Source organism: Streptomyces sp. NPDC004126 (assembly GCF_050275515.1).
Classification (GTDB): domain Bacteria; phylum Actinomycetota; class Actinomycetes; order Streptomycetales; family Streptomycetaceae; genus Streptomyces.
The window spans coordinates 72,940-93,884 of record NZ_JBNNPF010000028.1 but is presented as its reverse complement, the minus strand read 5'-3'; the positions used below and the strand labels follow the sequence as shown (position 1 = coordinate 93,884).

Genomic DNA, 20,945 nt, shown 5'->3' with positions numbered 1-20,945 from the left:
GCACACGCACCCGGGCCCCTCGCGCTTGAGTAATCCCGTTGTGCGGCGGGCCCCCGCCCGGAAAGGATCACCGCCGGACGGAACGGGGACGCGGGGGAGCGGATGGCGGACGGGGACGCACGCCTGGTGGCGGCGGTACGGGCGGGCAGCCTCCGGGAGGTCCACGCCCTGCTGGGGCCGGGGAGCAACCCCGACGCGGCCGACGAGGACGGGCTGCCGGTGCTGTGCACGGCGGTGGCCGCACGCGAGGAGGAGATCGCCGAGGCCCTGCTGGGGGCCGGCGCCGATCCCGGCGCGGTGGCCGCGGACGGCGCGCCCGTCCTGTGCACGGCGGTGGCCGCGTTCGCCCACAGGACCGTCGCGGCCCTCGTGAGGGCGGGGGCCGATCCCGACCAAACGCTGCCGGACGGCACGACCCCCCTGCTGCGGGCCGTCGAGGGCGGCTCCCCGGCGACGGTCACCGCGCTGCTGTGGTCCCAGCACCTCCGGGCGCCGGAACTGCGCCTGGCGCGGCCGGTGCGCGAGCGGCTGCTCGCCACGGCCCGCCGCTGGTACGGGACCGGCCCGGAGGCCGGGCTGCGCGCCCGCACCGGAGCGACGGCCCCGGCGCGGACGGCCACGGCCGAGGACGAGTGGGGCGAGGTCGAACAGGTCACGCTCGGCGGTCTGACCGTCCGCGCCGGGCACGGCGCCGTGCTGACCACCCTGGAGTCGGTGTTCGGCGTCCCCGCCCCGCCGGCGGAACTGGTCGCCCGTGCCGTCCGGCATCCCGACCCCCTCCACGTGGACTGGGCCGCCGCACGCTCCGACCTGCGCGACCGTCCCGGCGACGAGGCCCGTGACACGGTCACGGCCCTGCGCCACCACCCGTCACCCCACCACCGCCGGTTCGCCGCCGACTGGCTGGGCTGTCGGCTGCTGCTCGCGGACGCCGACGCGTACCCGCACCACGAGGAGGACCTCGACCTGCTCGCCGCCTGGGCGGAGACCGAGACGGACGCCGTGGTGCTCGCCGAAGTGCTCCGGGCCCTCTGCGCATACGAGGAGGAACACCCCCGGCTGGAGGCCGTCGGCCTCCGCTGCGCCGGCCATCCCGACCCGCGGGTGCGCCGCAGGGTGCCGGACTGCCTCGGGTGGTCCGACCGGCCGCTGACCGCCGGGGCCGCCCGCGCACTCCGGACCCTGGCACGGGACGCGGACGACGAGGTGCGCCTCGGAGCCGCCCTGACCCTGCTCGGGGACGCACGCGAAGACCGGGACGGGCCCCGGGCCGTCGTACGCGACCTGGTCCGCGACCCGCACAGCCCGGTGCGCGGCGGGGCCGCGGAGTTCCTGGCCGACTCCGACGACCGCACGCCGGACGCCACGGAGGTCCTGCTGGCCCTCCTGGAGGCCGACGACCGCATCCTGCGCCTGGTCGGCGCCTACGGCCTGGCCCGGCGGGACCACCCGTACACGCCGGGCGCGTACGCGCGGGTGGAGGAGCTCGGCCCGATCCGCCTGCCCGACCACCGGGCGCACGCGCTCGCGGACTGGCGCGGCCGCAACGGGGCGGTGACGGGGCAGTGACGGGCGCGGCCGGCGGGCCCGGGCACGGGCTCTAGGCTTGGTGCGACTGCTGTCGATGCTCGAAGAGGCGACTGGAACATGAGCGCGTACGGATCCTTCCCCGGCTCGCGGCCCCGCCGGCTGCGCACCACCCCGGCGATGCGGCGGATGGTCGCGGAGTACCGGCTGCACCCCTCGGACCTGATCCTGCCGGCGTTCGTCCGGGAGGGCATCAGCGAGCCGCTGCCGATCTCGGCGATGCCGGGCGTGGTGCAGCACACCCGGGACACGCTGCGGAAGGCCGCCGTGGAGGCGGTCGAGGCGGGCGTCGCGGGGATCATGCTCTTCGGTGTCCCGGCGGACGAGAACAAGGACGCGCTGGGCACGGCGGGCACGGAGCCGGACGGCATCCTCCAGGTCGCGATCCGCGACGTGAAGGCCGAGGTCGGCGACGACCTGGTGATCATGTCCGACCTGTGCCTGGACGAGTACACCGACCACGGCCACTGCGGGGTCCTCGACGAGCACGGCCGCGTCGACAACGACGCGACGCTGGAGCGGTACGCGGAGATGGCGCAGGTCCAGGCCGACGCGGGCGTCCACGTGGTGGGCCCGAGCGGGATGATGGACGGCCAGGTCGGCGTGATCCGCGACGCGCTGGACGAGACGGGCCACGAGGACGTGGCGGTCCTCGCCTACACGGCGAAGTACTCCTCTGCCTTCTACGGGCCCTTCCGCGAGGCCGTCGCCTCCTCCCTCCAGGGCGACCGCAAGACCTACCAGCAGGACCCGGCGAACGCGCGCGAGTCGCTGCGGGAACTGGCCCTGGACCTGGAGGAGGGCGCCGACATGGTGATGGTGAAGCCGGCCGGCCCCTACCTGGACATCCTGCACCGGGTCGCCGAGGCCGTGGACGTGCCGGTGGCGGCGTACCAGATCAGCGGCGAGTACGCGATGGTCGAGGCGGCCGCGGAGAAGGGCTGGATCGAGCGCGACCGGGCGATCATGGAGACGCTGCTCGGCATCAAGCGGGCGGGCGCGGACACGATCCTGACGTACTGGGCGACCGAGGTCGCGGGCTGGCTGCGCGCGGAGCGCTAGACGGTTCGGGTTCGGCGAGCGGGCCGGGCGGGGCGGGCGCACCCTGGAGGGGTAGTCCGACCGTGGAGGTGATCCCGCATGGCCACGCTCGCCGGATGGCACGTGGAGCTGGAGTTCACCGAGGACGGCCACCGCACCAATGCGGCGGCCCTTCTCAGGCTCGGTGACGGCTCCGAACTGAGGGCGCGCGGCTATGCCATGCGCCACCCCTCCGACCCGGATCAGCTGCGGGTCGGTGAGGAGATCGCGGGCTCGCGGGCCCTCATGGACCTCGCGTCCCAGCTCTTGCAGAAGGCGCACGCGGAGATCGACGAGGTCTCGGGCAGGCACTCCTACCCGCTGACCCACTGACCGGACGGCGCGCGCCCCCGGCGGTCCTAGCGGGTCCGCGTCCGGAACAGGGTCACCGCCAGGGTGAGGGCCAGGGCGGTGATGCCCGCGCACCAGGCCAGCGCCGTCCACGGGGTGTCGCCGGCGGGCTGGTCCAGGAGCAGGGCCCGCAGCGATTCGATGACCGGGGTCAGCGGCTGGTGCCCGGCGAAGCCGTGCAGCCAGGACGGCATGGTGTCGATCGGGACGAAGGCGCTGGACGGGTAGGGCAGGAACATCATCAGGAACGTGAACCCGCCCGCCGCCTCGGGGGTCTTGGCGAGCAGCCCCAGAGCCGCCGCGAGCCAGGAGATCGCGGTGATGTACGCGACGAGCAGCCCGGCGGCGGCGAGCAGGGCGAGCGGCCCGCCCGAGGGCCGGAAGCCGATGGCGAGGGCGACCAGCAGCACCAGGGTGGTGGAGAGCAGGTTGCGTACGACGGAGGCGGCGACGTGTCCGGCCAGGATGGGCACGCCCCCGACGTCGAGGGAGCGCAGGCGGTCCACGATGCCCTTGCTCATGTCGTCGGCGACGCTCACGGCGGTGCTCGCCGCGCCGAAGCCGGCGCACAGCAGCATCGCCCCCGGGACCACGTAGGTCACGTACTCGGTGCCGGTGTCGATGGCCCCGCCGAAGAAGTAGACGAAGATCAGCATCAGCATGACCGGCAGCATCAGGGCGGCGATCAGCGCGTCCGGGCTGCGTCGGCTGATGCGCAGGCTGCGCCCGGCCATGGTGAGGGCGGTGGCGGTCATCGGGCTGCTCCCGTCAGGGCGAGGAAGACGTCGTCGAGGCTCGTGCTGCGCACGGTGAAGCGGCCGACGGCGGTCCGGTCGGGGTCGAGTTCGTCGAGCAGGGCCCGCACGTGGGTGGCGGAGCCGTCGGTGGCCAGGCCCAGCGTCAGTTCGTCGGGTTCGTGGTGCACGGCGCGGGCGGCGAGGGCCTCGTAGGCGCGGCGGCTGGTGAGGGTGAGGTCGAGGCGGTGCCCGGCGACCTTCGTCTTCAGCTCGGCGGGGGTGCCCTCGGCGGCGATCCGCCCCGCGTCGAGGACGGCGACCCGGTCGGCGAGCCGGTCGGCCTCCTCCAGGTACTGGGTGGTGAGCAGGACGGTGGTGCCGTCGGCGCGCATCTCCCGTACGACGTCCCAGAGTTCGAGGCGGCTGCGCGGGTCGAGCCCGGTGGTGGGCTCGTCCAGGAAGAGCACCTCGGGCCGGCCGACGAGGCTGGCGGCGAGGTCCAGGCGGCGCCGCATCCCGCCGGAGTAGGTCTTGGTGAGCCGTCCGGCGGCCTCGGTCAGCCCGAAGCGCTCCAGCAGCTCGTCGGCGCGGTTGCGGGCGTCGCGGGCGGAGAGCCCGGTGAGCCGGCCGGTCATGCGCAGGGTCTCGGTCCCGGTCTGGAGGTCGTCCAGGGCGGCGAACTGCCCGGTGAGGGCGATGCGTTCGCGTACGAGGGCCCGCGCGCCGGCGATGTCGTGCCCGGCGACGCGCGCGGTCCCGGAGTCGGGTGCGGTGAGGGTGGCGAGGATGCGGACGGTGGTGGTCTTGCCCGCCCCGTTGGGCCCGAGGAGGGCAAGGACGGAGCCCCGGGGGACGGCCAGGTCGAGGCCGTCGAGGACACGGGTGCCGTCGTAGGACTTGGTCAGGGCGCTGGCGTACAGGGCGTGGTCGTTCACGGGTCATCCTTTCTGCGTATGGGTTACGCGCTTCTGTGTAAGTAATACACAGAACTAGGATGTGGGTCAACGAGACGAGAAGGGAGGGGTGGCCGTGGCGAAGGACGAACCGGATGAAACCGGGCTCCCGGTGAGCCTGCAAATGGCCTGGGGCCTGCGGGAACGTCCCGGCAAGGGCCCCCGTCCGACCCTTACGCTCCCCAAGATCGTCGACGCGGCCGTCGCCCTGGCCGCGAGCGAGGGCATGGACGCCGTCTCCATGGGCCGCGTGGCCAAGGAGCTGGGCGTCTCCACGATGTCCCTCTACCGCTACGTCACGGCGAAGGAAGAGCTGTACATCCTGATGTCCGAGGCGGGCGTCGGCACCCCGCCGCCACTGCCGCCCGAGGCGGAGGGCTGGGACTGGCGGGCCCTGCTCACGGACTGGGCCTACGCCCAGCGCACCCTGCTGATGACGAAGCCGTGGATCCTGCGCATCCCGCTCACGGCCCCGCCGGCCTCACCGAACCAGCTGGCCTGGATGGAACGCGGCCTCGCCTCCATGGCCGGCACGGTCCTGAAGGAGGGCGAGAAGCTCTCGGCGATCATCCTGATCGGGGGCCTCGTGCGGAACGAGGCGACGATGGCCGCCGACATGATGGACGCCATCATCAAGGGCGGCCTCCCCCCGGACCAGGTCATGGGCCGCTACGTGAACTCCCTGCGCCTGCTGACGGCCCCCGACACGCACCCGGCCCTCACCCGCCTGCTGTCCTCGGACGCCTTCACGGGCGCCGGCGAACCCGACTTCCAGTTCCGCTTCGGCCTGGACCGCATCCTCGACGGCCTCGCCCGCCTGATCGCGGAACGCGAGGCCCCGCCGAGCGCTTAGCCGCGTACGGGTGCACGCTGGAATCCAGCGGCCACGGAGGTGATCGCCATGAAGGATGCCGTCGGATGGCATGTCGACGTGAAGTTCGACGAAGACAGCGAACGCACCCGCGCCGCCGCCCTCGTCCGGCTGCCGGACGGGAGCGAGCTGCGCTCACACGGCTACGCCAGCCGCCACCCCAGTGACGGCAATCAGCCCAGGGTGGGCGAGGAGCTCGCGGCGGCGCGCGCGCTCAACGATCTGAAGGAGCAGTTGCTGACCAAGGCGCACGACGAGATCGACGGAGCGTCGGGACGCACGTCGTACCCGATCACGCGCTGACCCAGCCGGTGAGCGCCGCCCAGCTGGCGGGCCCGAGGTCGAGGACGGGACCGTCCTCGACCTTGGAGTCCCGGACGTGGACGGTGGCGGGGGTGGTGGCGACCTCTACGCAGTTGCCGCCGTTGCTTCCGCTGTAGCTGGACTTGATCCACTTCAGTGCGGTGCTCATGACTCTCCTAGCAGGCGGTCAAACTCGGCCCTCGTCTCATCGGGGTTGAGGGCCTGTGTCCGCAGCATGGCATAGATGCGTTCCACGCTGCTCACCTCATTTGGCTCGGAGGTGAGGTGGCTGCCGCGCTGGGTTTCCATGTAGGCGAGCCGCTGGTGATTGGGGGTTTCGAGCAGGACGAAGGGACCGTCGAGCGCCGGGTGCCGAGAGTGCTTCAGGGGGTAGATCTGGAGGGAGACCCCCGGTAGTTCCGAGCAGGCGCGGAGGTGGGCCAGCTGGTCCCGGTGGACCTCCCGGTCGCCCAGTCGCAGCAGGAGTACGGGCTCCCAGATCACGAAGCTGAGCATGACGGGCTCCTTGCGCCTGAGGATCTCCCGCCGCCCGACGCGCACCGCGGTGCGACCGGCGATCTCCTCATCGCCCAGGACCGGAACGCAGCTACGGAAGACCGCTTCGGCGTAGGCGTCGGTCTGGAGCAGGCCGGGAACGACCTGGTTCTCGTACGAGGAGACGGCAACGGCCTCGCGCTCGTGCTCGAGGAATTCCTCCGCCCATGGCGGGATCACGTCCGCGTCCGGCATCTCATGGGCCGCGACGGAGAGCAGGCCCGGCAGGCCCAGGTGGAAATCCAGCAGCTCGGCAACGTTCGGCATCAGCCGACGGCGGCCCTGTTCGATCGACCCGATGGTCTCCTCGTCCAGCCGGACCAAGGCGGCGAGTTGCTTCTGGGTCAGGCCCTTGGCAACGCGAGCGGCCGCTACCTGCCGGCCGATCATCTTCAGGGACGTCGCGTTGGCGCGCGGGCGCTTCTTCGGTGGCATGGCGATGGACTCCCCACCTCTGTATGTGGATTACCCGGTGCCGACCCGTACTCATCAAGGAGTACGGGTTGGCGCAGGGTCACAGGCTAGTCACGGCAAGCCACCATCGTCCCGTGAACCTAAATACTCAACCCGGCCTGATGCGCGAGCGGTCGTTCCCCCGGGCCTTCCACACAGTGGCAGCGGCAAGGGCGTTCGCCCGCGAGACGCTCACCGCCTGGGACGTCACCGACCGCCCGGCGGACATCGTGCTCTGCGTCAGCGAGCTGGCCACCAACGCCCTCCGCCACGGCGTCCCGCGCGGCCGCACCTACCGCCTGCGCCTCCTGAACTTCGGCTGCTGCCTGCGCGTCGAGGTGCACGACAGCGGGCCCGGGCGGTCGCGGATCCTCGGGCGGCCGCACGGGAACGGGCTGCGGATCGTCGAGGCCGTCTCCGACCTGTGGGGGGTGCTGCCGCGCTCGCCCGGGAAGGTCGTATGGGCCGAATTCCGGTCCGGGGAATGCTAGTTTCGGCTGATCGGAAGATATGGCCGTAGGGGGAGCAATGCCGCGTCCGTGGCGCTGGGTTGTGGTCGTGGCGGCCACCGGGATCGGGTTCCTGATCGCCTTCAAGGTCGGGCAGTGGGACCCCTTCGGGCTGTTCCCCGAGAAGGACTCCGACCGGGTCTCCGCCGCCGCCGGATTCGGCGGGGCCGTGGCGGCCGTACTCGCCCTCGTGGGCGGCGTGTGGGCCGGTGGCTCCGGCGGCGGCTCCCTCAACCAGCGCGCCCGCGCCTCCGGCACCTCGCAGATCACCCAGCACGGCGGCGGCGCCGCCCCCGGCGGGGTCAACCAGAACGCCCGCGCGGACGGCGACTCCCGCATCGACCAGCGCGGCGGCGGCGAGGCCGAGGAGCCGTCCTCGTGACGTCGGAGCAGCACGCCAGGGCGAGCGGCAACGCCCGCATCACCCAGATCGCCGGCGACCAGGTCAACTACGCCCCCGGGGCCGGACCCGTGCCCCGGGCCGGGCTCGGCCTGCCCGAGGCGCCCCCCGTCCTCGTCGGAAGGGACGGGCCGGCCGAGGAGCTGCTGTCCCTCCTCGCCGACGGCGGGCCCACCGTGGCCGTGGTGGCGGGCCTGGCCGGGGTCGGGAAGAGCGCGCTCGCGGTGGCGGCGGCCCACCGGGCGGCGGAGCTGGACTGGTTCGGGGACCGGGTGTTCTTCCTGCGCCTGCGCGGCTACGCGGCCGGCGGCGGGGTGAGCGGGCCCGACGCGGTGCGGGAGATGCTGGGGCAGCTCGGGATCCGCGAGGCGGACATGCCGCAGTCCGAGGACGGCCGGGCGGCGCTGTACCGGGGGCTGCTGGCGGAGTGCGCGCGGGCCGGACAGCGGGTGCTGATCGTCGCCGACGACGCGGGCGAGGTGGCCCAGGTGCGGGACCTCGTACCGGCGAACCCCGGACACCGGCTGCTGATCACCTCCCGGCACCGGCTCGTGCACCGGGACTTCTCCGTGCGGGTGGTGGCCCTGGACGAGCTGGCGCCCGACCCGGCCGCCGAACTCCTCGCCAGGGCGGTGCTGCGGACCTGGCCGCAGGACCCCCGCCCGGCGGCGGAACCGGAAGCCTTCACGGAGGTCGCCGAGCAGTGCGGCCGGCTGCCGCTGGCCCTCACGGTGGCGGGCGCGCTCCTGGCGGGCGATCCGGGACTCCCCGTAACGCGGCTCGCGGCCCAACTGGCCGACGCCCGGACCCGGCTGGCCAAACTGGACTCGGAGCTGGACGACGGGGTCCGGGCGGCGTTCGACCTCTCGTACGGGCGGCTCCCGGCGGACCAGGCCCGCGTCTTCCGGCTGCTGACGGTGAACCCGGGCCCGGACTGCGCCATGGCCTACGCGGCGCTGCTCACGGGCGAGGAGGCCGCCGACCTGCGCCCGAAGCTGGCAGCCCTCGTACGGGCCTCCCTGCTCGCGGAGGAGCCGGTCGGCTCGGGACGCTGGCGGATGCACGACCTGGTCCGGCTGTACGCGCGGGAGCGCGGCGAGGAGTGCGCGGCGGAGGACGGCCGGGAGGAGGCGGTGGACGCACTGCTGGGCAGCCTGGTCCTGGACGTGGGCAAGGCGACAGGGGCCGTGGGCGTGAACGGGGCCCCCGTGGCCCCGGGGCCGGGCCTGCCGTCGGTGGCGCAGGCGCTGGACTGGCTGGACGGGGAACGGGCCATGCTGGTCGCGGCCGTGGGCTTCGCCGGGGACGCGGGGCGGCCGGCGGTGGCCATGGAGCTCGGCACCACGCTGATCCCGTACCTCCAGATCTACCGGTACCGGCAGGACGCGGTGCTGGTGGCGCAGAGGATGCTCGCGGCCGCGGAGCGGACGGGGCACCCGGAGGACATCGGTGCACGGCTGTACGACCTCGCGCTCGCGTACGCCGGTGCCGAGCAGCTGGACGGGGCGACGGCATCGCTGGTCCGGGCGCTGGAGGTGTTCCGGGTGAACTCCCTGAGGATGGGGGAGGGGAAGGCCCTCAACACGCTGGGCACCGTGCACATGCGGCGGGAGCAGTGGGCCGAGGCGGAGCGGTGTCTCAGGGAGGCGCTGAAGATCTTCCGCGAGCTCGGCATCCGCCACGGGAAGGGCACCGTCCTGGCCAGTCTGGCCGAGGTCTTCGAGCGGACGGGGCGGCTGGAGGAGGCCGTCTCCCTGCACCGGCAGGCGGTGTCGATCATGGGCGGGCTCGGCGACTTCCACCGTGAGGCGGCTGCGCTGAACTCCCTGGCCGACGCGCTCTGGCTGACCGGACGGCACGAGGAGTCCCTGGCCGCCAGGGAACAGGCCCTCGCCACGCAGCGGGAGTTCGGGAACCGCAGACAGGCGGCGGGCACCCTGAAACGGCTCGCCGACGCGCTGCGGGCGCTGGACCGGGACCAAGAGGCCGAGGCGCGCTACGAAGAGGCCCTCGTCGTCTTCGAGGAGACGACGGAGCTCTATCCGCAAGCGCAGATCCTGAACGACCTGGCGCTGGTCCGGGGTCGAGGGGGACGGTGGGAAGAGGCGCGGGAGGGGCACGAGCGCGCGGGCCTCCTCTTCGCCGCCTGCGGGGACCGGGCCGAGGAGGAGGCGGCCGCGCTGGTGGGCCTGGGCTTCGCGCTGTACGCCCTGGACCGCCCCGCGGAGGCCGCCGATGCCCTTGAGCGGGGTGCGGATCTGTACGCGGCGATCGGAGACACCGCTCAGGAGACGACGGCGCGGGGGGCTGCCGCCGAGCTGCGGGGACAGCCGGACCCGCCCCGCCGCCGGTGGCGGCGCGGCGGGGGTGGTTACCCACAGGCTGGGGATGAACCCTAGGCCGGGTTCTCCTGCATCGATGCCGTGATGATCGAGAACGCCCCGCCCTGCGGGTCGGCCAGGACCGCCATGCGGCCCGCGACCATGTCGAAGGCCGGGGCCAGGACGGTGGCGCCCGCGCGGACGGCGGCGGCCTGGACGTCGTCCACGCTGTCCACGTGGAAGTACGGCTGCCAGTGCGGCGGCACGCCCGGCGGCATCTTGCTCATGTCCATCATCCCGCCGACCGCACGCCCGGCGACCTGGAACTCGACGTACCCCTCGGCGCCTTCCATCTCCGACTCCGTCGTCGTCACCGGCAGGATGGAGGAGTAGAACGCCGACGCCCCCGCCAGGTCGGGCGTGGTCAGCTCGTTCCAGATCAGCGCGCCGTGCTCGTTGACGATGCCCGCGCCGTCGAACGTGCCGGGCTGCCACAGCCCGACGACCGCGCCGGCCGGGTCGGAGACCACGGCCATCCGGCCGAGGTCCATGACGTCCATCGGGCCCATCATGACCGTGCCGCCCGCGTCGGTGACGGACTTGACCGTCGAGTCGATGCTGTCCGTCGACAGGTACGTCGTCCACACCGTCGGCGGCAGCGGGTCCGGCACCGTCCCGTCCGGGTTCATCGCCTTCATGATCCCGGCGACCGGCTTCCCCTTCAGGGTGCAGACGGAATACCCGCCCGTCTCCGCCGGGCCGACCTCGCCCTGCCAGCCGAAGAGGTCGCAGTAGAAGTCGAGCGCCGCCTGCTGGTCGGGGACCATCAGGTCGATCCAGCACGGGGTGCCGGGCTTGTAGGGGCCGTTCATGTCGGGCACGGATGCCTCCGTCGGTGCTGCTGGGGTACTGGGGCTGGACGGGCCATCCCCTACCCGGTCCCGGCGGCCGGAATCGGTCCGTACGGGTGACTCCCGGGCCTGGGCGCGGCCCGACGGCGGTGCCATCGTGGAGGGCATGGCGAGTTCGGAGCAGTGGGCCCGGGCCGAAGGGGACGCCCGGATCCAGCAGTTCGTCGTGAGCGGGGACTACTACGCCGGTGCGGGCCGCGGGCAGGTTTCGCCGCGCGCCCTGCCGCAGGCGCCCGAGGCGCTGGTCGGGCGGGAGGACGAGCTCGGGGAGGTGCTGGCCGCGCTGGAGCCCGGCAGCGGGCAGCGGGCCGTGGTGGTGGCAGGCCTCGCCGGGGTCGGCAAGAGCGCGCTCGCCGTCACCGCCGCGGAACGGGCCCTGGGGCTCGGCTGGTTCACGGGCGGGGTGCTGTTCCTGTCGCTGCGCGGCTACGACCCGTCCGGCGCGGTCGGCTCCGGGCAGGCCGTCGGGACCCTGCTGGAGGGGCTGGGCGTGCCGGCCGCCGAGCTGCCGGCCACCCCCGACGGGCAGCTCGCCCGGTACCGGTCGGAGCTGGCGGCCCGGGCGGGGGAGGGGTGCCGGGTGCTGGTGGTCGCCGACGACGCGGGTGACGCCGCCCAGGTACGGGACCTCGTACCGCCCGGCGGGGACGTCCACCGGCTGCTCGTCACCTCCCGGGACCGGCTCGTCGCCCCGGACTTCGGGGCGCGGGTGCTGGACCTGGAGGTGCTCGGGGCGGACGCCGCCGGGGAGCTGATCGCCGACGTGCTGCGCCGGGTCCGGCCGGACGACCCGAGACCGGGTGCGGAGCCGTCGGCCCTCGCGGAGGTCGCCGGACACTGCGGGTGGCTGCCGCTGGCACTCGGCGTGGCGGCGGCGGTCCTGGCGGGCGACCCGGGGCTGAGGGCGGCGGAGCTGGCCCGCCGGCTCGCGGACGCCCGCACCCGGCTGGAGGCCCTGAGCCCCCGCGACCGCGCCGGCCTCCCGACGGGGGTGCGGGCCGCGTTCGGACTGTCGTACGCCCGGCTGCCGGAGGAACAGCAGCGGATGCTGAGGCTGCTTACGGTGGTACCGGGGCCGGACTGCCATACGGCCGTCGCTGCCGTCGCCCGGGAGCACGGCGGCGAGGACGAAGACCTGTCCGAGGTGATCGCCCGCACCCGGGTCTCCCTGGCGGGCCTGGCCGGTGCGGGGTTCCTCACGGAGCAGCCCACGGGCTCGGAACGCTGGCGCATGCACGACTTGGTCCGGCTGTACGCCGATGAACTCGCCGCCGCGTGCGCGGAATCCGACGCGCGTCAGTCGGCCGTGGACCGGGTCCTTGGGTTCTACTCACGGATGACGCGGGGCGCCTACGCCCACATCCACCCCCAGCCGGACATACCCGAGGCGGAGTACTTCGAGGACGAGGAGGAAGCTCTGCACTGGCTGGACGGGGAGCGCGCCAGCCTCCTGGCCCTCGTGCCCGCCTGCGCCGCGCTCGGCTGGGCCGAGGGGACCATCGGCTTCGCCGCTCACCTGTGCGCGTACCTGACCAGGCGGCGGTTGCTCGACGAGGCGGTCCACGTCATGCGTATCGCGGTCGACGAGGCCCGCCGGATCGGACGCCGGGACGTCGAACACCGTCTGATGAGCGGGCTCAGCGTCGTGCTGTGGCAGAGCTCGGGGTCATCGGAGGCGATCGAGCTGGCCGACCGCGTCGCCGCCTTTTACGACGGCCAGGGCGACGGCCCGGACAAGGCAGCGGCCCTGGTGAACCTGGCGCACCTCAGGCTGAACGCCGGGCAGCTGGAAGAAGCCCATGACACGAGCCTCCGGGCCATCGAGCTCCTGCGCACGCTGGGCAGACGGGAGGACGCGGCGGAAGCGCTGGGCAACCTTGGCCGCCTCTTTGCCGGGCTGGGCCGGGCGGAGGAGGCGGTCGCGGCGCTGGAGGAGAGCGTGGCCGCTCTGTCGGTGGACGGTCAGAGCCTGCGGAGGGCACGTGCGTTGGCCCATCTGGGCGCGGCCCTCAGGACAGCAGGGCGGACAACCGACGCGGCCTCCCGCTACCGGGAAGCCGTTGCGATGTTCCGGTGCATTGGCGAGTGGCGCGAGGAGGGCGATGCCGCCCATCGGCTCGGCCTGCTGCTCCGTGAGCAGGGACGCGACGTTGAAGCGGCAACGGTGCTGCGGGAGGCCGGCCGGGCCGCCGGTGCGGCGGGGGACCACGACTGGCAGGGAATACGGCTGACGTCGGCGGGGCAGCTCTTGCTGGAGTCGTCAGACCTGCCCGGTGCGGTGGAGGCGTTCGAGGAAGCCCTCCAGTGGCGCCGGTACGGACGCCGACTCGTGTGGCCGGCGGAGGCGCTGTACGGGCTCGGCACCGCGTACCACCGGATGGGGGACTTCTTTCGGGCCATGGGCGCTCACTTGGACGCGTCGCTCGTGTTCCAGCGGCTATCTCTGCCGGACCGCGAAGCACTCGCCGACCAGGCGTTCTACGAGGCCCTGCGGGAATCCAGGCGCCGCCGGGGCCTGCGCGGCTGGTGGCGGCGGTTGCGGGGACCGTTCCGGCGGCGCTGACCGTCACCGCTCCCGCGCCAGCCGGGCCGCCGCCCAGCCGAAGGCCAGGCAGGCCGGGGTGTACACCGCGAGGTTGAGGGCGTGGAAGGGGCTGTCCGGCGGGCTGGGGAGGAGGCCGGCGGCCCAGCCCAGGCCCGCGAGGCCGCGTACGGCCAGGCCCGCGGCCACCGCGCCCGTCACGGCCCGGGTCAGGCGGCCGCCGCGGCCGTGCCCGTGCGCGAGGACGGCCGCCCCGGCGGTCAGCGTCAGCGCGGCCAGCGGGAGGACGACGGGCGGGCCGAAGGAGGTCTCCAGGCCGAGTACGGCCAGGGACAGGGCCCGTTCGTCCGGGGCGGGCCAGGTGGCGCCGGTGGCCCAGTAGAGGTGGACGAGGCCGTCGGCCCCCAACAGTCCCGCCACCGCGAGTGCGGTCCGCCGCCGTGCCGTGAGGTTCATGTGTGTGCTCCCTTCGCGTGTCGCGCCCTGACACACCGAAGAGGAGCCGCCCCGGCGGAACGTTTCCTGTGTTCCGCCTCACATGTCCCTTGGCGGGGCTACTCGTTGACGAGGACCGGGATCGTCAGGACCGCGCTCGCGGGGGTGCCCGTGAGGCGGTCGGCGGGGACGGTGAAGTCGATGCCCTCCCCGGCCGCGCGCGGGCCCCCGGCGTGCTGGGCGTGGGCTTCCTCGCCCTCCTCTTCGTGGTGGAAGGATCCCGTGCCCAGCAGGCGGCCGTCCGCGTCGTAGTAGGCGGCGGTGATCTCCAGGGCCAGGGTGTCGCTGATGTCGGAGCTGATCGCGACGTGACCGGTGACCGAGGACGAGGACGGGGAGGCGGCGGTCAGGCGCAGGGCGGTGAGCTGGACGCGGTCCGTGAACGGGCCCTGCTGGACGCGGACCTCGCCCGCCGCGGGGGCCGGGGTGAGCACGGCGTCGGGGGAGGGTGCGGTGCGCGGCGCCGGCAGGGCCACCGGCGAGGCGGCCGGGACGGCGTCCTGGGCCGCCGCGGGCCGGGCTCCGGCGTCCGAGCAGCCCGTGGCGAGCGCGAGCAGGGCGGCGACGGCCGTGGCGGCGGCCGCGACACGGGGGAGGTGGGTCAGCGTCATCGGGGGTGCTCCTGGAAGGCCGGGGAAAGACGGCGGCCGGGGCCCGGGGGAGTGCGCCCCCGGGCCCCGGCCGCCGGGTATCAGTGCTGCTGCGGGGAGCGGCCGAACAGCGAGCGGTACATCTTGCCGTACAGCTCGGTGTTGTTCTGGCTCGCGGCGAACGCGCTGCCGTTCGGGCCGTAGGCGTAGATCGGGACGTCGGCGCCGGTGTGGTTGCCCGACAGGTAGGTCAGCCACAGGCTGGCGTCGGGGCTGCCGTCCTTGACGCCCGCCGGGTCGTCGGGCGTACGGAAGGTGGCCGGGCCGAAGTTCTTCGTGTCACCGGAGCCCGCGCCGTTCACGATGCCGCTGGAGCGGACCGGGTCCTTGGCGCCCGAGGAGGAACGCGACGGGACGCTGTTGTTGGCGGGGTTGCCGCCGTCCGTGTTGGACGGGGGCGCGACGGCCTCGGCGTTGGTGTAGGTGCCCTTCTCGATGATGTTGAAGCCGGCGCACTCGTGGTCCGCCGTGACGATCACCAGGGTGTGGCCGTCCTTCTTCGCGAACTCGTACGCGGCCTTGACCGCGTCGTCGAACGCCTTGATCTCGTCGAGGGCCTGCGAGGCGTCGTTCGCGTGCGAGCGCTTGTCGATCTGGGCGCCCTCGACCTGCAGGAAGAAGCCCTTCTTCGACTTGTTGCGGTCGTACGAGCCGCCCTGCTTGCGGTCGGTCAGCAGCTGGATCGACTTGCGGGTCATGTCCGCGAGCGTCGGCTCCTGCTTCTGCGGGGCGTCGGCCGGCAGGGCCGCCTTGTTGTGCTCGACGGTCAGGTTGCCGCGGTTGAACAGGCCGATGACCTTCTTGCCGTTCGCCTTGTCGAGGTCGGCCTTGGTGGCGACCTTCTGGCTGGCGGCGGTCTGCGCGGGCAGCTTCGGGTCGCCGAAGTTGCCGAGGACCTGGTAGCCCTGGGCCTGGAGGGCCTTCTGGTCCTCGGGCTCGAAGCGGGCCAGGCCGCCGCCGAGGATGACGTCGGCGGTGCCGTTGCGGGCGATCTGTTCGGCGATCGGCGTGACCAGCGTCTTGTCGGCCGGGGCCTGCTCGTAGCTGCCGTCCTCCTTCTTCGGGAGGCAGGCGGCGTCCGAGTAGGTCGGGCCCTGGCAGCCGCGCAGCAGGGCGTGGCTGAACTGGGCGGCCGGGGTGGCGTCGGTGATCTCGGCGGTGGAGACGTTGCCCGTGGCGAAGCCGGCCGCGTGGGCCTGCTCCATCAGCGTGGCGACCTTCTTCTCGTACGAGTCCACGCCGATGGCCGCGTTGTAGGTCTTCACGCCGGAGGCCCAGGCGGTGGCGGAGCTGGCCGAGTCGGTGACCAGGGCGGGCTTCGCGCTGTTCTTCTCGACGGCGTACGTGGCGACCGCGCCCGTGTGGGGGAGGGTCTCCATGGTGAGCTTGCCGCCGGGGCCCATGAACCGGTCGCGGGCGGCCGTCACGTGGGTGCGGCCCATGCCGTCACCGAGCAGGTAGATGACGTTCCGGACGTCCTGGCGCGAGTCGCTCTGCTGCGGCGCGGAGTTCGCCGTGGCGGCGGTACCGGCGGCCACGGAGGCGGCTATGGAGAGGACGGTGAGCGTCTTCAACGGTCTGCGGCGCATGTGCGGGAGATGTCCCCTCGGGTGTTCGGCACGGTCGGACCGAACGTAGGGGGGCCGGGTGAACGGAAAGCTACCGATCGGTATTGCGCGGTCGAACGGGGAGGGCATGACGGGACACCGTCATCCCGGACAATGGGTCCGGCCGGGGCGGCGTCGGGTCGGCTACTGCCAGAAGACCTCCTCCACCACGATCTGAGGCTCGGCCACGCGGGGCAGGAAGGTGAACCGGATCCATCCGCGGCCGCCGTCGAAGTACGCGATGTGCGGGCCTCGGGGGATGGTGGACCGCGCCGGTTCCGCGTTCTCCCCGCGGTACGGGTGGCGCGCGGTCAGCAACTCGAAGAGGGCCTCACGACACGCCTCCCGGGGCTCGTCGGGCAGGCCGATCCGGTACTTCTCGGCATCCTGCGTGTAGTCCACCGCCCACGGCGGCCCGGTGAACTCCTCGCTCACTCGCCCGGCTCCAGGGCACGCAGCCGGTGGCGGATGCGGGAAGCCGCGTCCAGGAGGGCGCGAGCCGTGTCGGCTTCAGTGGCTTCGGCGGCACGCTCTTCCAGGTCGGCCACGTGCCGGTCGAGCCCGGGGTCGCGTGCGAGGGCGTACTCGCCCCACCAGCGGGCCATGAAGGCCGGGACCGGACCGATGTCGTAGGCGTCGCAGATCTGCCGCTGCCAGGCGGAGTCGAAATCCGGCAGCAGGGCCGGTGCGTGAGCGGCTATGGCGGCGCGCAGGGCCTTCGGCGTGTACTCGGGCATGGGCGGGACGGATCCACCCGGCGCAGGCGTCGCGGTCGTCATTTCCGGCTCCTCCTCGGATCGGACGCCTTACACGATAGAACGCGACGGCCCCCGGCGCGGGGTGGTTGCGCCGGGGGCCGTCGCCGGACGGTGCGTCAGAGCTTCTCGGGGGTCCGGATCCCGAGGAGGCCCATGCCCTTGGTCAGTGTGCGGGCGGTCAGCTCGCACAGGAACAGGCGGTTCTCGGCGATGACGAGCTCCGGCTCCGGCTTGATGACCGGGCAGTGCTCGTAGAACGCCGAGAACAGCGTCGACAGCTGGTACAGGTACGCCGCCAGCTTGTGCGGGGCGTACTCGGCGGCGGCCTCCTCGATCAGCGTTCCGAAGCCGTCCAGGTGCAGGCCCAGCGCGCGTTCGGCCGGGGCCAGCTCCAGCTCCGGGTGCGCGACCGGCTTCCGGTCGCCCGCCTTGCGCAGGATGGACCGGATACGGGCGTACGCGTACTGGAGGTAGACGGAGGTGTCGCCGTTGAGCGAGACCATCTGGTCCAGGTCGAACTTGTAGTCGCGGGCCGCGGACGTCGACAGGTCGGCGTACTTCACCGCGCCGATGCCCACGTACTGGCCGTTCTCGACGATCTCGGCCTCGGTCAGGCCCACCTTCTCGGCCTTCTCGCGGACCACGGCAGTGGCGCGGTCCACCGCCTCGTCCAGCAGGTCGACCAGCCGGACGGTCTCGCCCTCACGGGTCTTGAACGGCTTGCCGTCCTTGCCGAGGACCGTGCCGAAGGCCAGCTGCACGGCCTTGACCCCGTCGTTCAGCCAGCCGGCCCGGCGGGCCGTCTCGAACACCATCTTGAAGTGCAGGGACTGCCGCGCGTCCACCACGTAGATCAGGCTGGTGGCCGCCAGGTCGGTGACGCGGTTGCGGATCGCCGAGAGGTCGGTGGCGGCGTAGCCGAAGCCGCCGTCGGACTTCTGCACGATCAGCGGGGTCGGGTTGCCGTCCGGGCCCTTGTACTCGTCGAAGAACACGCACAGCGCGCCGTTGGAGCGGACGGCGACGCCCGACTCCTCCAGCAGCTTGCAGGTCTCGACCAGCATGTCGTTGTAGCCGGACTCGCCGACGACGTCCGGGTCCTGGATGTCCATGTCCAGCTTGTTGAAGACCGAGTAGAAGTAGATCTTCGACTCGTCGACGAACCGCTGCCACAGCTCCAGCGTCTGCGGGTCGCCCGCCTGGAGGTCCACCACCCGGGCCCGGGCACGCGTCTTGAACTCCTCGTCGGAGTCGAACAGGGCGCGCGAGGCCTTGTAGAGGCGGTTGAGGTTGGACATGGCCTCCTCGCCGGAGGCCTCCTCGTCCCCGCCCTTGTGGTCCAGCTCGTGCGGGTGCTCCAGCAGGTACTGGATGAGCATGCCGAACTGGGTGCCCCAGTCGCCGATGTGGTGGCGGCGGACGACCTTCTCGCCCGTGAACTCCAGGATCTCCACCATCGCCGCGCCGATCACGGCGGACCGCAGGTGGCCGACGTGCATCTCCTTGGCCACGTTGGGCTGCGCGTAGTCGATCACCGTGGTGCCCGCGGACTCGTTCAGCGGCACGCCGAGCCGGTCGTCGGCGGCGCGGGCGGCCAGCGTCCGGATGATCGCCTCGTCGGAGACGGTGATGTTGAGGAAGCCGGGGCCGGAGACCTCGACGTCCTTGATCACGCCGCCCTTGTCCAGGCCCTCCAGGACGGTCGCGGCCAGCTCGCGCGGGTTGGCCTTGGCCTTCTTCGCGAGCGCCAGGATGCCGTTGGCCTGGAAGTCGGCCCGGTCGCTACGTCGCAGCAGCGGGTCGGCGGCACCGGCCTCCGGCAGGGCGGAGGCGAGGGCGTCCGAGACGCGCTGTTCGACGGAAGAAGCGAGGGAAGGGACCGAGGCCATGAGCTGCCGTTCCTGTGAGGTTGCACGTGCGCGTGCACTTGGTTGTTCCGACAAGTGCCGAGTATCCCACGCGGAGGGTGCCCCTTTCCCGGTATATGGCGGCGCGTATCAGTGGGCGGAAGCAACCCCGGAGCGGCCCCTTCCGTCTGGGAGAATGGCCATAGCCAGCATTCGAGATAGAAGGACGTGTCGTGGCTCAGAGCGCGCAGAGCAGCAGCACAGAGACCGACTGGGTCTCCCGTTTCGCGGACGAGGTCATCGCCGAGGCGGAGCGCCGAGCACCCGGCAAAACGATCGTCGTCGCGTCCGGACTCTCTCCCTCCGGCCCGATCCACCTGGGCAACCTGCGCGAGGTCATGACCCCGCACCTGGTCGCGGACGAGATCCGCCGCCGGGGCCACGAGGTCCGCCACCTCATCTCCTGGGACGACTACGACCGCTACCGCAAGGTCCCCAAGGGCATCCCGGGTGTCTCCGAGGAGTCCCACGCCCAGCACATCGGCCGCCCGCTGACCGCCGTGCCCGCGCCCGAGGGCTCCTCGTACGCGAACTGGGCCGAGCACTTCAAGGCCGCCATGGTCGCCTCCCTGGCCGAGCTGGGCGTCGAGTACGACCCCATCAGCCAGACCGAGCAGTACACCTCCGGCGCCTACCGCGAGCAGGTGCTGTTCGCGATGAAGCACCGCGGCGACATCGACGCGATCCTCGCCCAGTACCGCACCAAGCAGAAGCCGGGCGGCAAGAAGCCCCAGCAGAAGCAGGTCGACGAGGCCGAGCTGGAGGCCGCCGAGGGCTCCGGCGCCGCCGGCGAGGACGACGGCAGCGCCGAGGGCGCGGAGTACTTCCCGTACAAGCCGTACTGCGGCGAGTGCAACAAGGACTTCACCAAGGTCACCGCGTACGACGACGCGACCACCGAGCTGACCTACGTCTGCACGGAGGACGAGTTCACCGAGACCGTCAAGCTGTCGGAGTTCAACCGCGGCAAGCTGGTCTGGAAGGTCGACTGGCCGATGCGCTGGGCCTACGAGGGCGTCGTCTTCGAGCCGTCGGGCGTGGACCACTCCTCCCCGGGTTCGTCGTTCCAGGTCGGCGGGCAGGTCGTCGGCCTCTTCGGCGGCGAGCAGCCCATCGGCCCGATGTACGCCTTCGTCGGCATCTCCGGCATGGCCAAGATGTCCTCCAGCAAGGGCGGCGTCCCCACCCCGGCCGACGCGCTGAAGATCATGGAGCCGCAGCTGCTGCGCTGGCTGTACGCCCGCCGCCGCCCGAACCAGTCCTTCAAGATCGCGTTCGACCAGGAGATCCAGCGCCTGTACGACGAGTGGGACAAGCTGGAGGCCAAGGTCGCCGACGGCTCCGTGCTGCCGGCCGACGCCGCCGCGCACGCCCGCGCCGTACGCGTCGCCTCCCACGAGCTGCCCCGCACCCCGCGCCCGATGCCGTACCGCACCCTCGCGTCGGTCGTCGACATCACCGCCGGGCACGACGAGCAGACCCTGCGCATCCTCTCCGACCTGGACCCGTCGCAGCCGCTCACCACCCTCGACGACGTACGGCCGCGCCTGGACCGCGCCGAGAACTGGATCACCACCCAGGTCCCGGCCGACCAGCGCACCCTGGTCCGCGAGGACGCCGACACCGAGCTGCTGTCCTCCCTGGACGACGCCGGACGCGAGTCCCTGCGGCTGCTGCTGGAGGGCCTCGACTCGCACTGGTCCCTGGACGGGCTCACCACCCTCGTCTACGGCGTGCCGAAGGTCATGGCCGGCCTGGAGCCCGACGCCAAGCCGACCCCCGAGCTGAAGGTCGCCCAGCGCGAGTTCTTCGCCCTGCTCTACCGCCTGCTCGTGACCCGGGAGACCGGCCCGCGCCTGCCCACGCTGCTCCTCGCCGTCGGCGCCGAGCGGGTGCGCAAGCTGCTCGCCGCCTGATCGCGCGTACGCGGCCCCAGCATGCGGAAGGGCCCGCAC

The 20,945-nt window shown here is 72.8% G+C and carries 21 protein-coding genes; 10 read left to right on the top strand and 11 right to left on the bottom strand.

What is annotated here, in order from left to right; all coding sequences use genetic code 11:
• Window positions 1-102: 102 nt before the first annotated feature.
• The 3 genes from ACQKM2_RS25140 (at window position 103) to ACQKM2_RS25130 (ending at window position 3,000) form a co-directional block, all read left to right on the top strand.
• Window positions 103-1,569: a HEAT repeat domain-containing protein gene (locus tag ACQKM2_RS25140; RefSeq protein ID WP_427713483.1), complete on the top strand. Its 1,467-nt coding sequence runs from the start codon at window positions 103-105 to the stop codon at window positions 1,567-1,569.
• 78 nt (window positions 1,570-1,647) lie between these two features.
• Entirely contained in the window at window positions 1,648-2,649 is a 1,002-nt protein-coding gene (gene hemB / locus ACQKM2_RS25135) for a porphobilinogen synthase (RefSeq protein WP_427713481.1), read from the top strand.
• 78 nt (window positions 2,650-2,727) lie between these two features.
• Window positions 2,728-3,000 (top strand): DUF1876 domain-containing protein, encoded by a 273-nt coding sequence (locus ACQKM2_RS25130; protein WP_427713479.1) that lies wholly within the window; start codon window positions 2,728-2,730, stop codon window positions 2,998-3,000.
• Window positions 3,001-3,026: 26 nt separating this feature from the next.
• On the opposite strand, the gene ACQKM2_RS25125 is transcribed toward ACQKM2_RS25130, so the two are convergent.
• Together ACQKM2_RS25125 and ACQKM2_RS25120 are read right to left on the bottom strand one after the other, a co-directional pair.
• Entirely contained in the window at window positions 3,027-3,773 is a 747-nt protein-coding gene (locus tag ACQKM2_RS25125; RefSeq protein WP_427713476.1) for an ABC transporter permease, read from the bottom strand.
• Entirely contained in the window at window positions 3,770-4,690 is a 921-nt protein-coding gene (locus ACQKM2_RS25120; protein ID WP_427713473.1) for an ATP-binding cassette domain-containing protein, read from the bottom strand. The genes ACQKM2_RS25125 and ACQKM2_RS25120 overlap by 4 nt, the downstream gene beginning before the upstream one ends.
• Window positions 4,691-4,784: 94 nt before the next feature.
• On the opposite strand from ACQKM2_RS25120, the gene ACQKM2_RS25115 reads away from it, so the two are divergent.
• Both ACQKM2_RS25115 and ACQKM2_RS25110 read left to right on the top strand, forming a co-directional pair.
• A complete protein-coding gene (locus ACQKM2_RS25115; RefSeq protein WP_427713470.1) occupies window positions 4,785-5,561 on the top strand; it encodes a TetR/AcrR family transcriptional regulator in 777 nt (258 codons plus the stop codon).
• Window positions 5,562-5,609: 48 nt separating this feature from the next.
• The gene (locus ACQKM2_RS25110) at window positions 5,610-5,882 is read left to right on the top strand and encodes a DUF1876 domain-containing protein (protein ID WP_125817550.1); all 273 of its coding nucleotides are present in this window, start codon (window positions 5,610-5,612) and stop codon (window positions 5,880-5,882) included.
• On the opposite strand, the gene ACQKM2_RS25105 is transcribed toward ACQKM2_RS25110, so the two are convergent.
• Window positions 5,872-6,051, bottom strand: coding sequence for a DUF397 domain-containing protein (locus ACQKM2_RS25105; protein ID WP_427713467.1), 180 nt, complete (start codon window positions 6,049-6,051; stop codon window positions 5,872-5,874). The genes ACQKM2_RS25110 and ACQKM2_RS25105 overlap by 11 nt on opposite strands.
• On the bottom strand, window positions 6,048-6,872 hold the full coding sequence (locus ACQKM2_RS25100) for a helix-turn-helix domain-containing protein (protein WP_427713464.1): 825 nt from the start codon (window positions 6,870-6,872) through the stop codon (window positions 6,048-6,050). Before ACQKM2_RS25100 ends, ACQKM2_RS25105 begins: the two co-directional genes overlap by 4 nt.
• Window positions 6,873-6,985: 113 nt before the next feature.
• On the opposite strand from ACQKM2_RS25100, the gene ACQKM2_RS25095 reads away from it, so the two are divergent.
• Genes ACQKM2_RS25095 through ACQKM2_RS25085 form a run of 3 tightly spaced genes read left to right on the top strand, consistent with a single transcriptional unit; the run spans window position 6,986 to window position 10,198 of the window.
• Complete coding sequence (locus ACQKM2_RS25095) at window positions 6,986-7,381, top strand: ATP-binding protein (RefSeq protein WP_427713461.1); 396 nt, start codon at window positions 6,986-6,988, stop codon at window positions 7,379-7,381.
• 37 nt (window positions 7,382-7,418) lie between these two features.
• Complete coding sequence (locus tag ACQKM2_RS25090) at window positions 7,419-7,781, top strand: hypothetical protein (RefSeq protein ID WP_427713458.1); 363 nt, start codon at window positions 7,419-7,421, stop codon at window positions 7,779-7,781.
• Window positions 7,778-10,198 (top strand): ATP-binding protein, encoded by a 2,421-nt coding sequence (locus ACQKM2_RS25085; protein WP_427713455.1) that lies wholly within the window; start codon window positions 7,778-7,780, stop codon window positions 10,196-10,198. The genes ACQKM2_RS25090 and ACQKM2_RS25085 overlap by 4 nt, the downstream gene beginning before the upstream one ends.
• Here ACQKM2_RS25085 and ACQKM2_RS25080 read toward each other — a convergent pair.
• Window positions 10,195-10,992 (bottom strand): VOC family protein, encoded by a 798-nt coding sequence (locus ACQKM2_RS25080; protein ID WP_427713526.1) that lies wholly within the window; start codon window positions 10,990-10,992, stop codon window positions 10,195-10,197. The genes ACQKM2_RS25085 and ACQKM2_RS25080 overlap by 4 nt on opposite strands.
• Window positions 10,993-11,137: 145 nt before the next feature.
• Here ACQKM2_RS25080 and ACQKM2_RS25075 point away from each other — a divergent pair, with 145 nt between their 5' ends.
• Window positions 11,138-13,594, top strand: a complete 2,457-nt coding sequence (locus ACQKM2_RS25075; protein ID WP_427713452.1) for a tetratricopeptide repeat protein — start codon at window positions 11,138-11,140, stop codon at window positions 13,592-13,594.
• 3 nt (window positions 13,595-13,597) lie between these two features.
• Here ACQKM2_RS25075 and ACQKM2_RS25070 read toward each other — a convergent pair whose 3' ends face one another.
• The 6 genes from ACQKM2_RS25070 to argS all read right to left on the bottom strand — a co-directional run bounded on the left by ACQKM2_RS25070 (window position 13,598) and on the right by argS (window position 18,972).
• Window positions 13,598-14,029: a DUF3995 domain-containing protein gene (locus ACQKM2_RS25070; protein ID WP_427713450.1), complete on the bottom strand. Its 432-nt coding sequence runs from the start codon at window positions 14,027-14,029 to the stop codon at window positions 13,598-13,600.
• A gap of 98 nt (window positions 14,030-14,127) precedes the next feature.
• Entirely contained in the window at window positions 14,128-14,679 is a 552-nt protein-coding gene (locus ACQKM2_RS25065; RefSeq protein ID WP_427713447.1) for a hypothetical protein, read from the bottom strand.
• 80 nt (window positions 14,680-14,759) lie between these two features.
• A complete protein-coding gene (locus ACQKM2_RS25060; RefSeq protein ID WP_427713445.1) occupies window positions 14,760-16,307 on the bottom strand; it encodes an alkaline phosphatase in 1,548 nt (515 codons plus the stop codon).
• 162 nt (window positions 16,308-16,469) lie between these two features.
• Complete coding sequence (locus tag ACQKM2_RS25055; protein ID WP_427713443.1) at window positions 16,470-16,760, bottom strand: hypothetical protein; 291 nt, start codon at window positions 16,758-16,760, stop codon at window positions 16,470-16,472.
• On the bottom strand, window positions 16,757-17,104 hold the full coding sequence (locus ACQKM2_RS25050) for a DUF6247 family protein (protein ID WP_427713441.1): 348 nt from the start codon (window positions 17,102-17,104) through the stop codon (window positions 16,757-16,759). The genes ACQKM2_RS25055 and ACQKM2_RS25050 overlap by 4 nt, the downstream gene beginning before the upstream one ends.
• Before the next feature lie 95 nt (window positions 17,105-17,199).
• A complete protein-coding gene (gene argS, locus ACQKM2_RS25045) occupies window positions 17,200-18,972 on the bottom strand; it encodes an arginine--tRNA ligase (RefSeq protein WP_427713439.1) in 1,773 nt (590 codons plus the stop codon).
• Window positions 18,973-19,163: 191 nt separating this feature from the next.
• Here argS and lysS point away from each other — a divergent pair, with 191 nt between their 5' ends.
• On the top strand, window positions 19,164-20,906 hold the full coding sequence (lysS, locus tag ACQKM2_RS25040; protein WP_427713436.1) for a lysine--tRNA ligase: 1,743 nt from the start codon (window positions 19,164-19,166) through the stop codon (window positions 20,904-20,906).
• Window positions 20,907-20,945: the final 39 nt, after the last annotated feature.

Bases quoted from the DNA above. Each gene is read 5' to 3' on its own strand.
- ACQKM2_RS25065 (WP_427713447.1), bottom strand. From the start codon at position 14,679: ATGACGCTGACCCACCTCCCCCGTGTCGCGGCCGCCGCCACGGCCGTC.
- ACQKM2_RS25080 (WP_427713526.1), bottom strand. From the start codon at position 10,992: ATGAACGGCCCCTACAAGCCCGGCACCCCGTGCTGGATCGACCTGATG.
- ACQKM2_RS25070 (WP_427713450.1), bottom strand. From the start codon at position 14,029: ATGAACCTCACGGCACGGCGGCGGACCGCACTCGCGGTGGCGGGACTG.
- ACQKM2_RS25110 (WP_125817550.1), top strand. From the start codon at position 5,610: ATGAAGGATGCCGTCGGATGGCATGTCGACGTGAAGTTCGACGAAGAC.
- ACQKM2_RS25050 (WP_427713441.1), bottom strand. From the start codon at position 17,104: ATGACGACCGCGACGCCTGCGCCGGGTGGATCCGTCCCGCCCATGCCC.
- ACQKM2_RS25140 (WP_427713483.1), top strand. From the start codon at position 103: ATGGCGGACGGGGACGCACGCCTGGTGGCGGCGGTACGGGCGGGCAGC.
- ACQKM2_RS25130 (WP_427713479.1), top strand. From the start codon at position 2,728: ATGGCCACGCTCGCCGGATGGCACGTGGAGCTGGAGTTCACCGAGGAC.
- ACQKM2_RS25100 (WP_427713464.1), bottom strand. From the start codon at position 6,872: ATGCCACCGAAGAAGCGCCCGCGCGCCAACGCGACGTCCCTGAAGATG.
- hemB (WP_427713481.1), top strand. From the start codon at position 1,648: ATGAGCGCGTACGGATCCTTCCCCGGCTCGCGGCCCCGCCGGCTGCGC.
- ACQKM2_RS25060 (WP_427713445.1), bottom strand. From the start codon at position 16,307: ATGCGCCGCAGACCGTTGAAGACGCTCACCGTCCTCTCCATAGCCGCC.
- ACQKM2_RS25125 (WP_427713476.1), bottom strand. From the start codon at position 3,773: ATGACCGCCACCGCCCTCACCATGGCCGGGCGCAGCCTGCGCATCAGC.
- ACQKM2_RS25090 (WP_427713458.1), top strand. From the start codon at position 7,419: ATGCCGCGTCCGTGGCGCTGGGTTGTGGTCGTGGCGGCCACCGGGATC.
- ACQKM2_RS25075 (WP_427713452.1), top strand. From the start codon at position 11,138: ATGGCGAGTTCGGAGCAGTGGGCCCGGGCCGAAGGGGACGCCCGGATC.
- ACQKM2_RS25105 (WP_427713467.1), bottom strand. From the start codon at position 6,051: ATGAGCACCGCACTGAAGTGGATCAAGTCCAGCTACAGCGGAAGCAAC.
- argS (WP_427713439.1), bottom strand. From the start codon at position 18,972: ATGGCCTCGGTCCCTTCCCTCGCTTCTTCCGTCGAACAGCGCGTCTCG.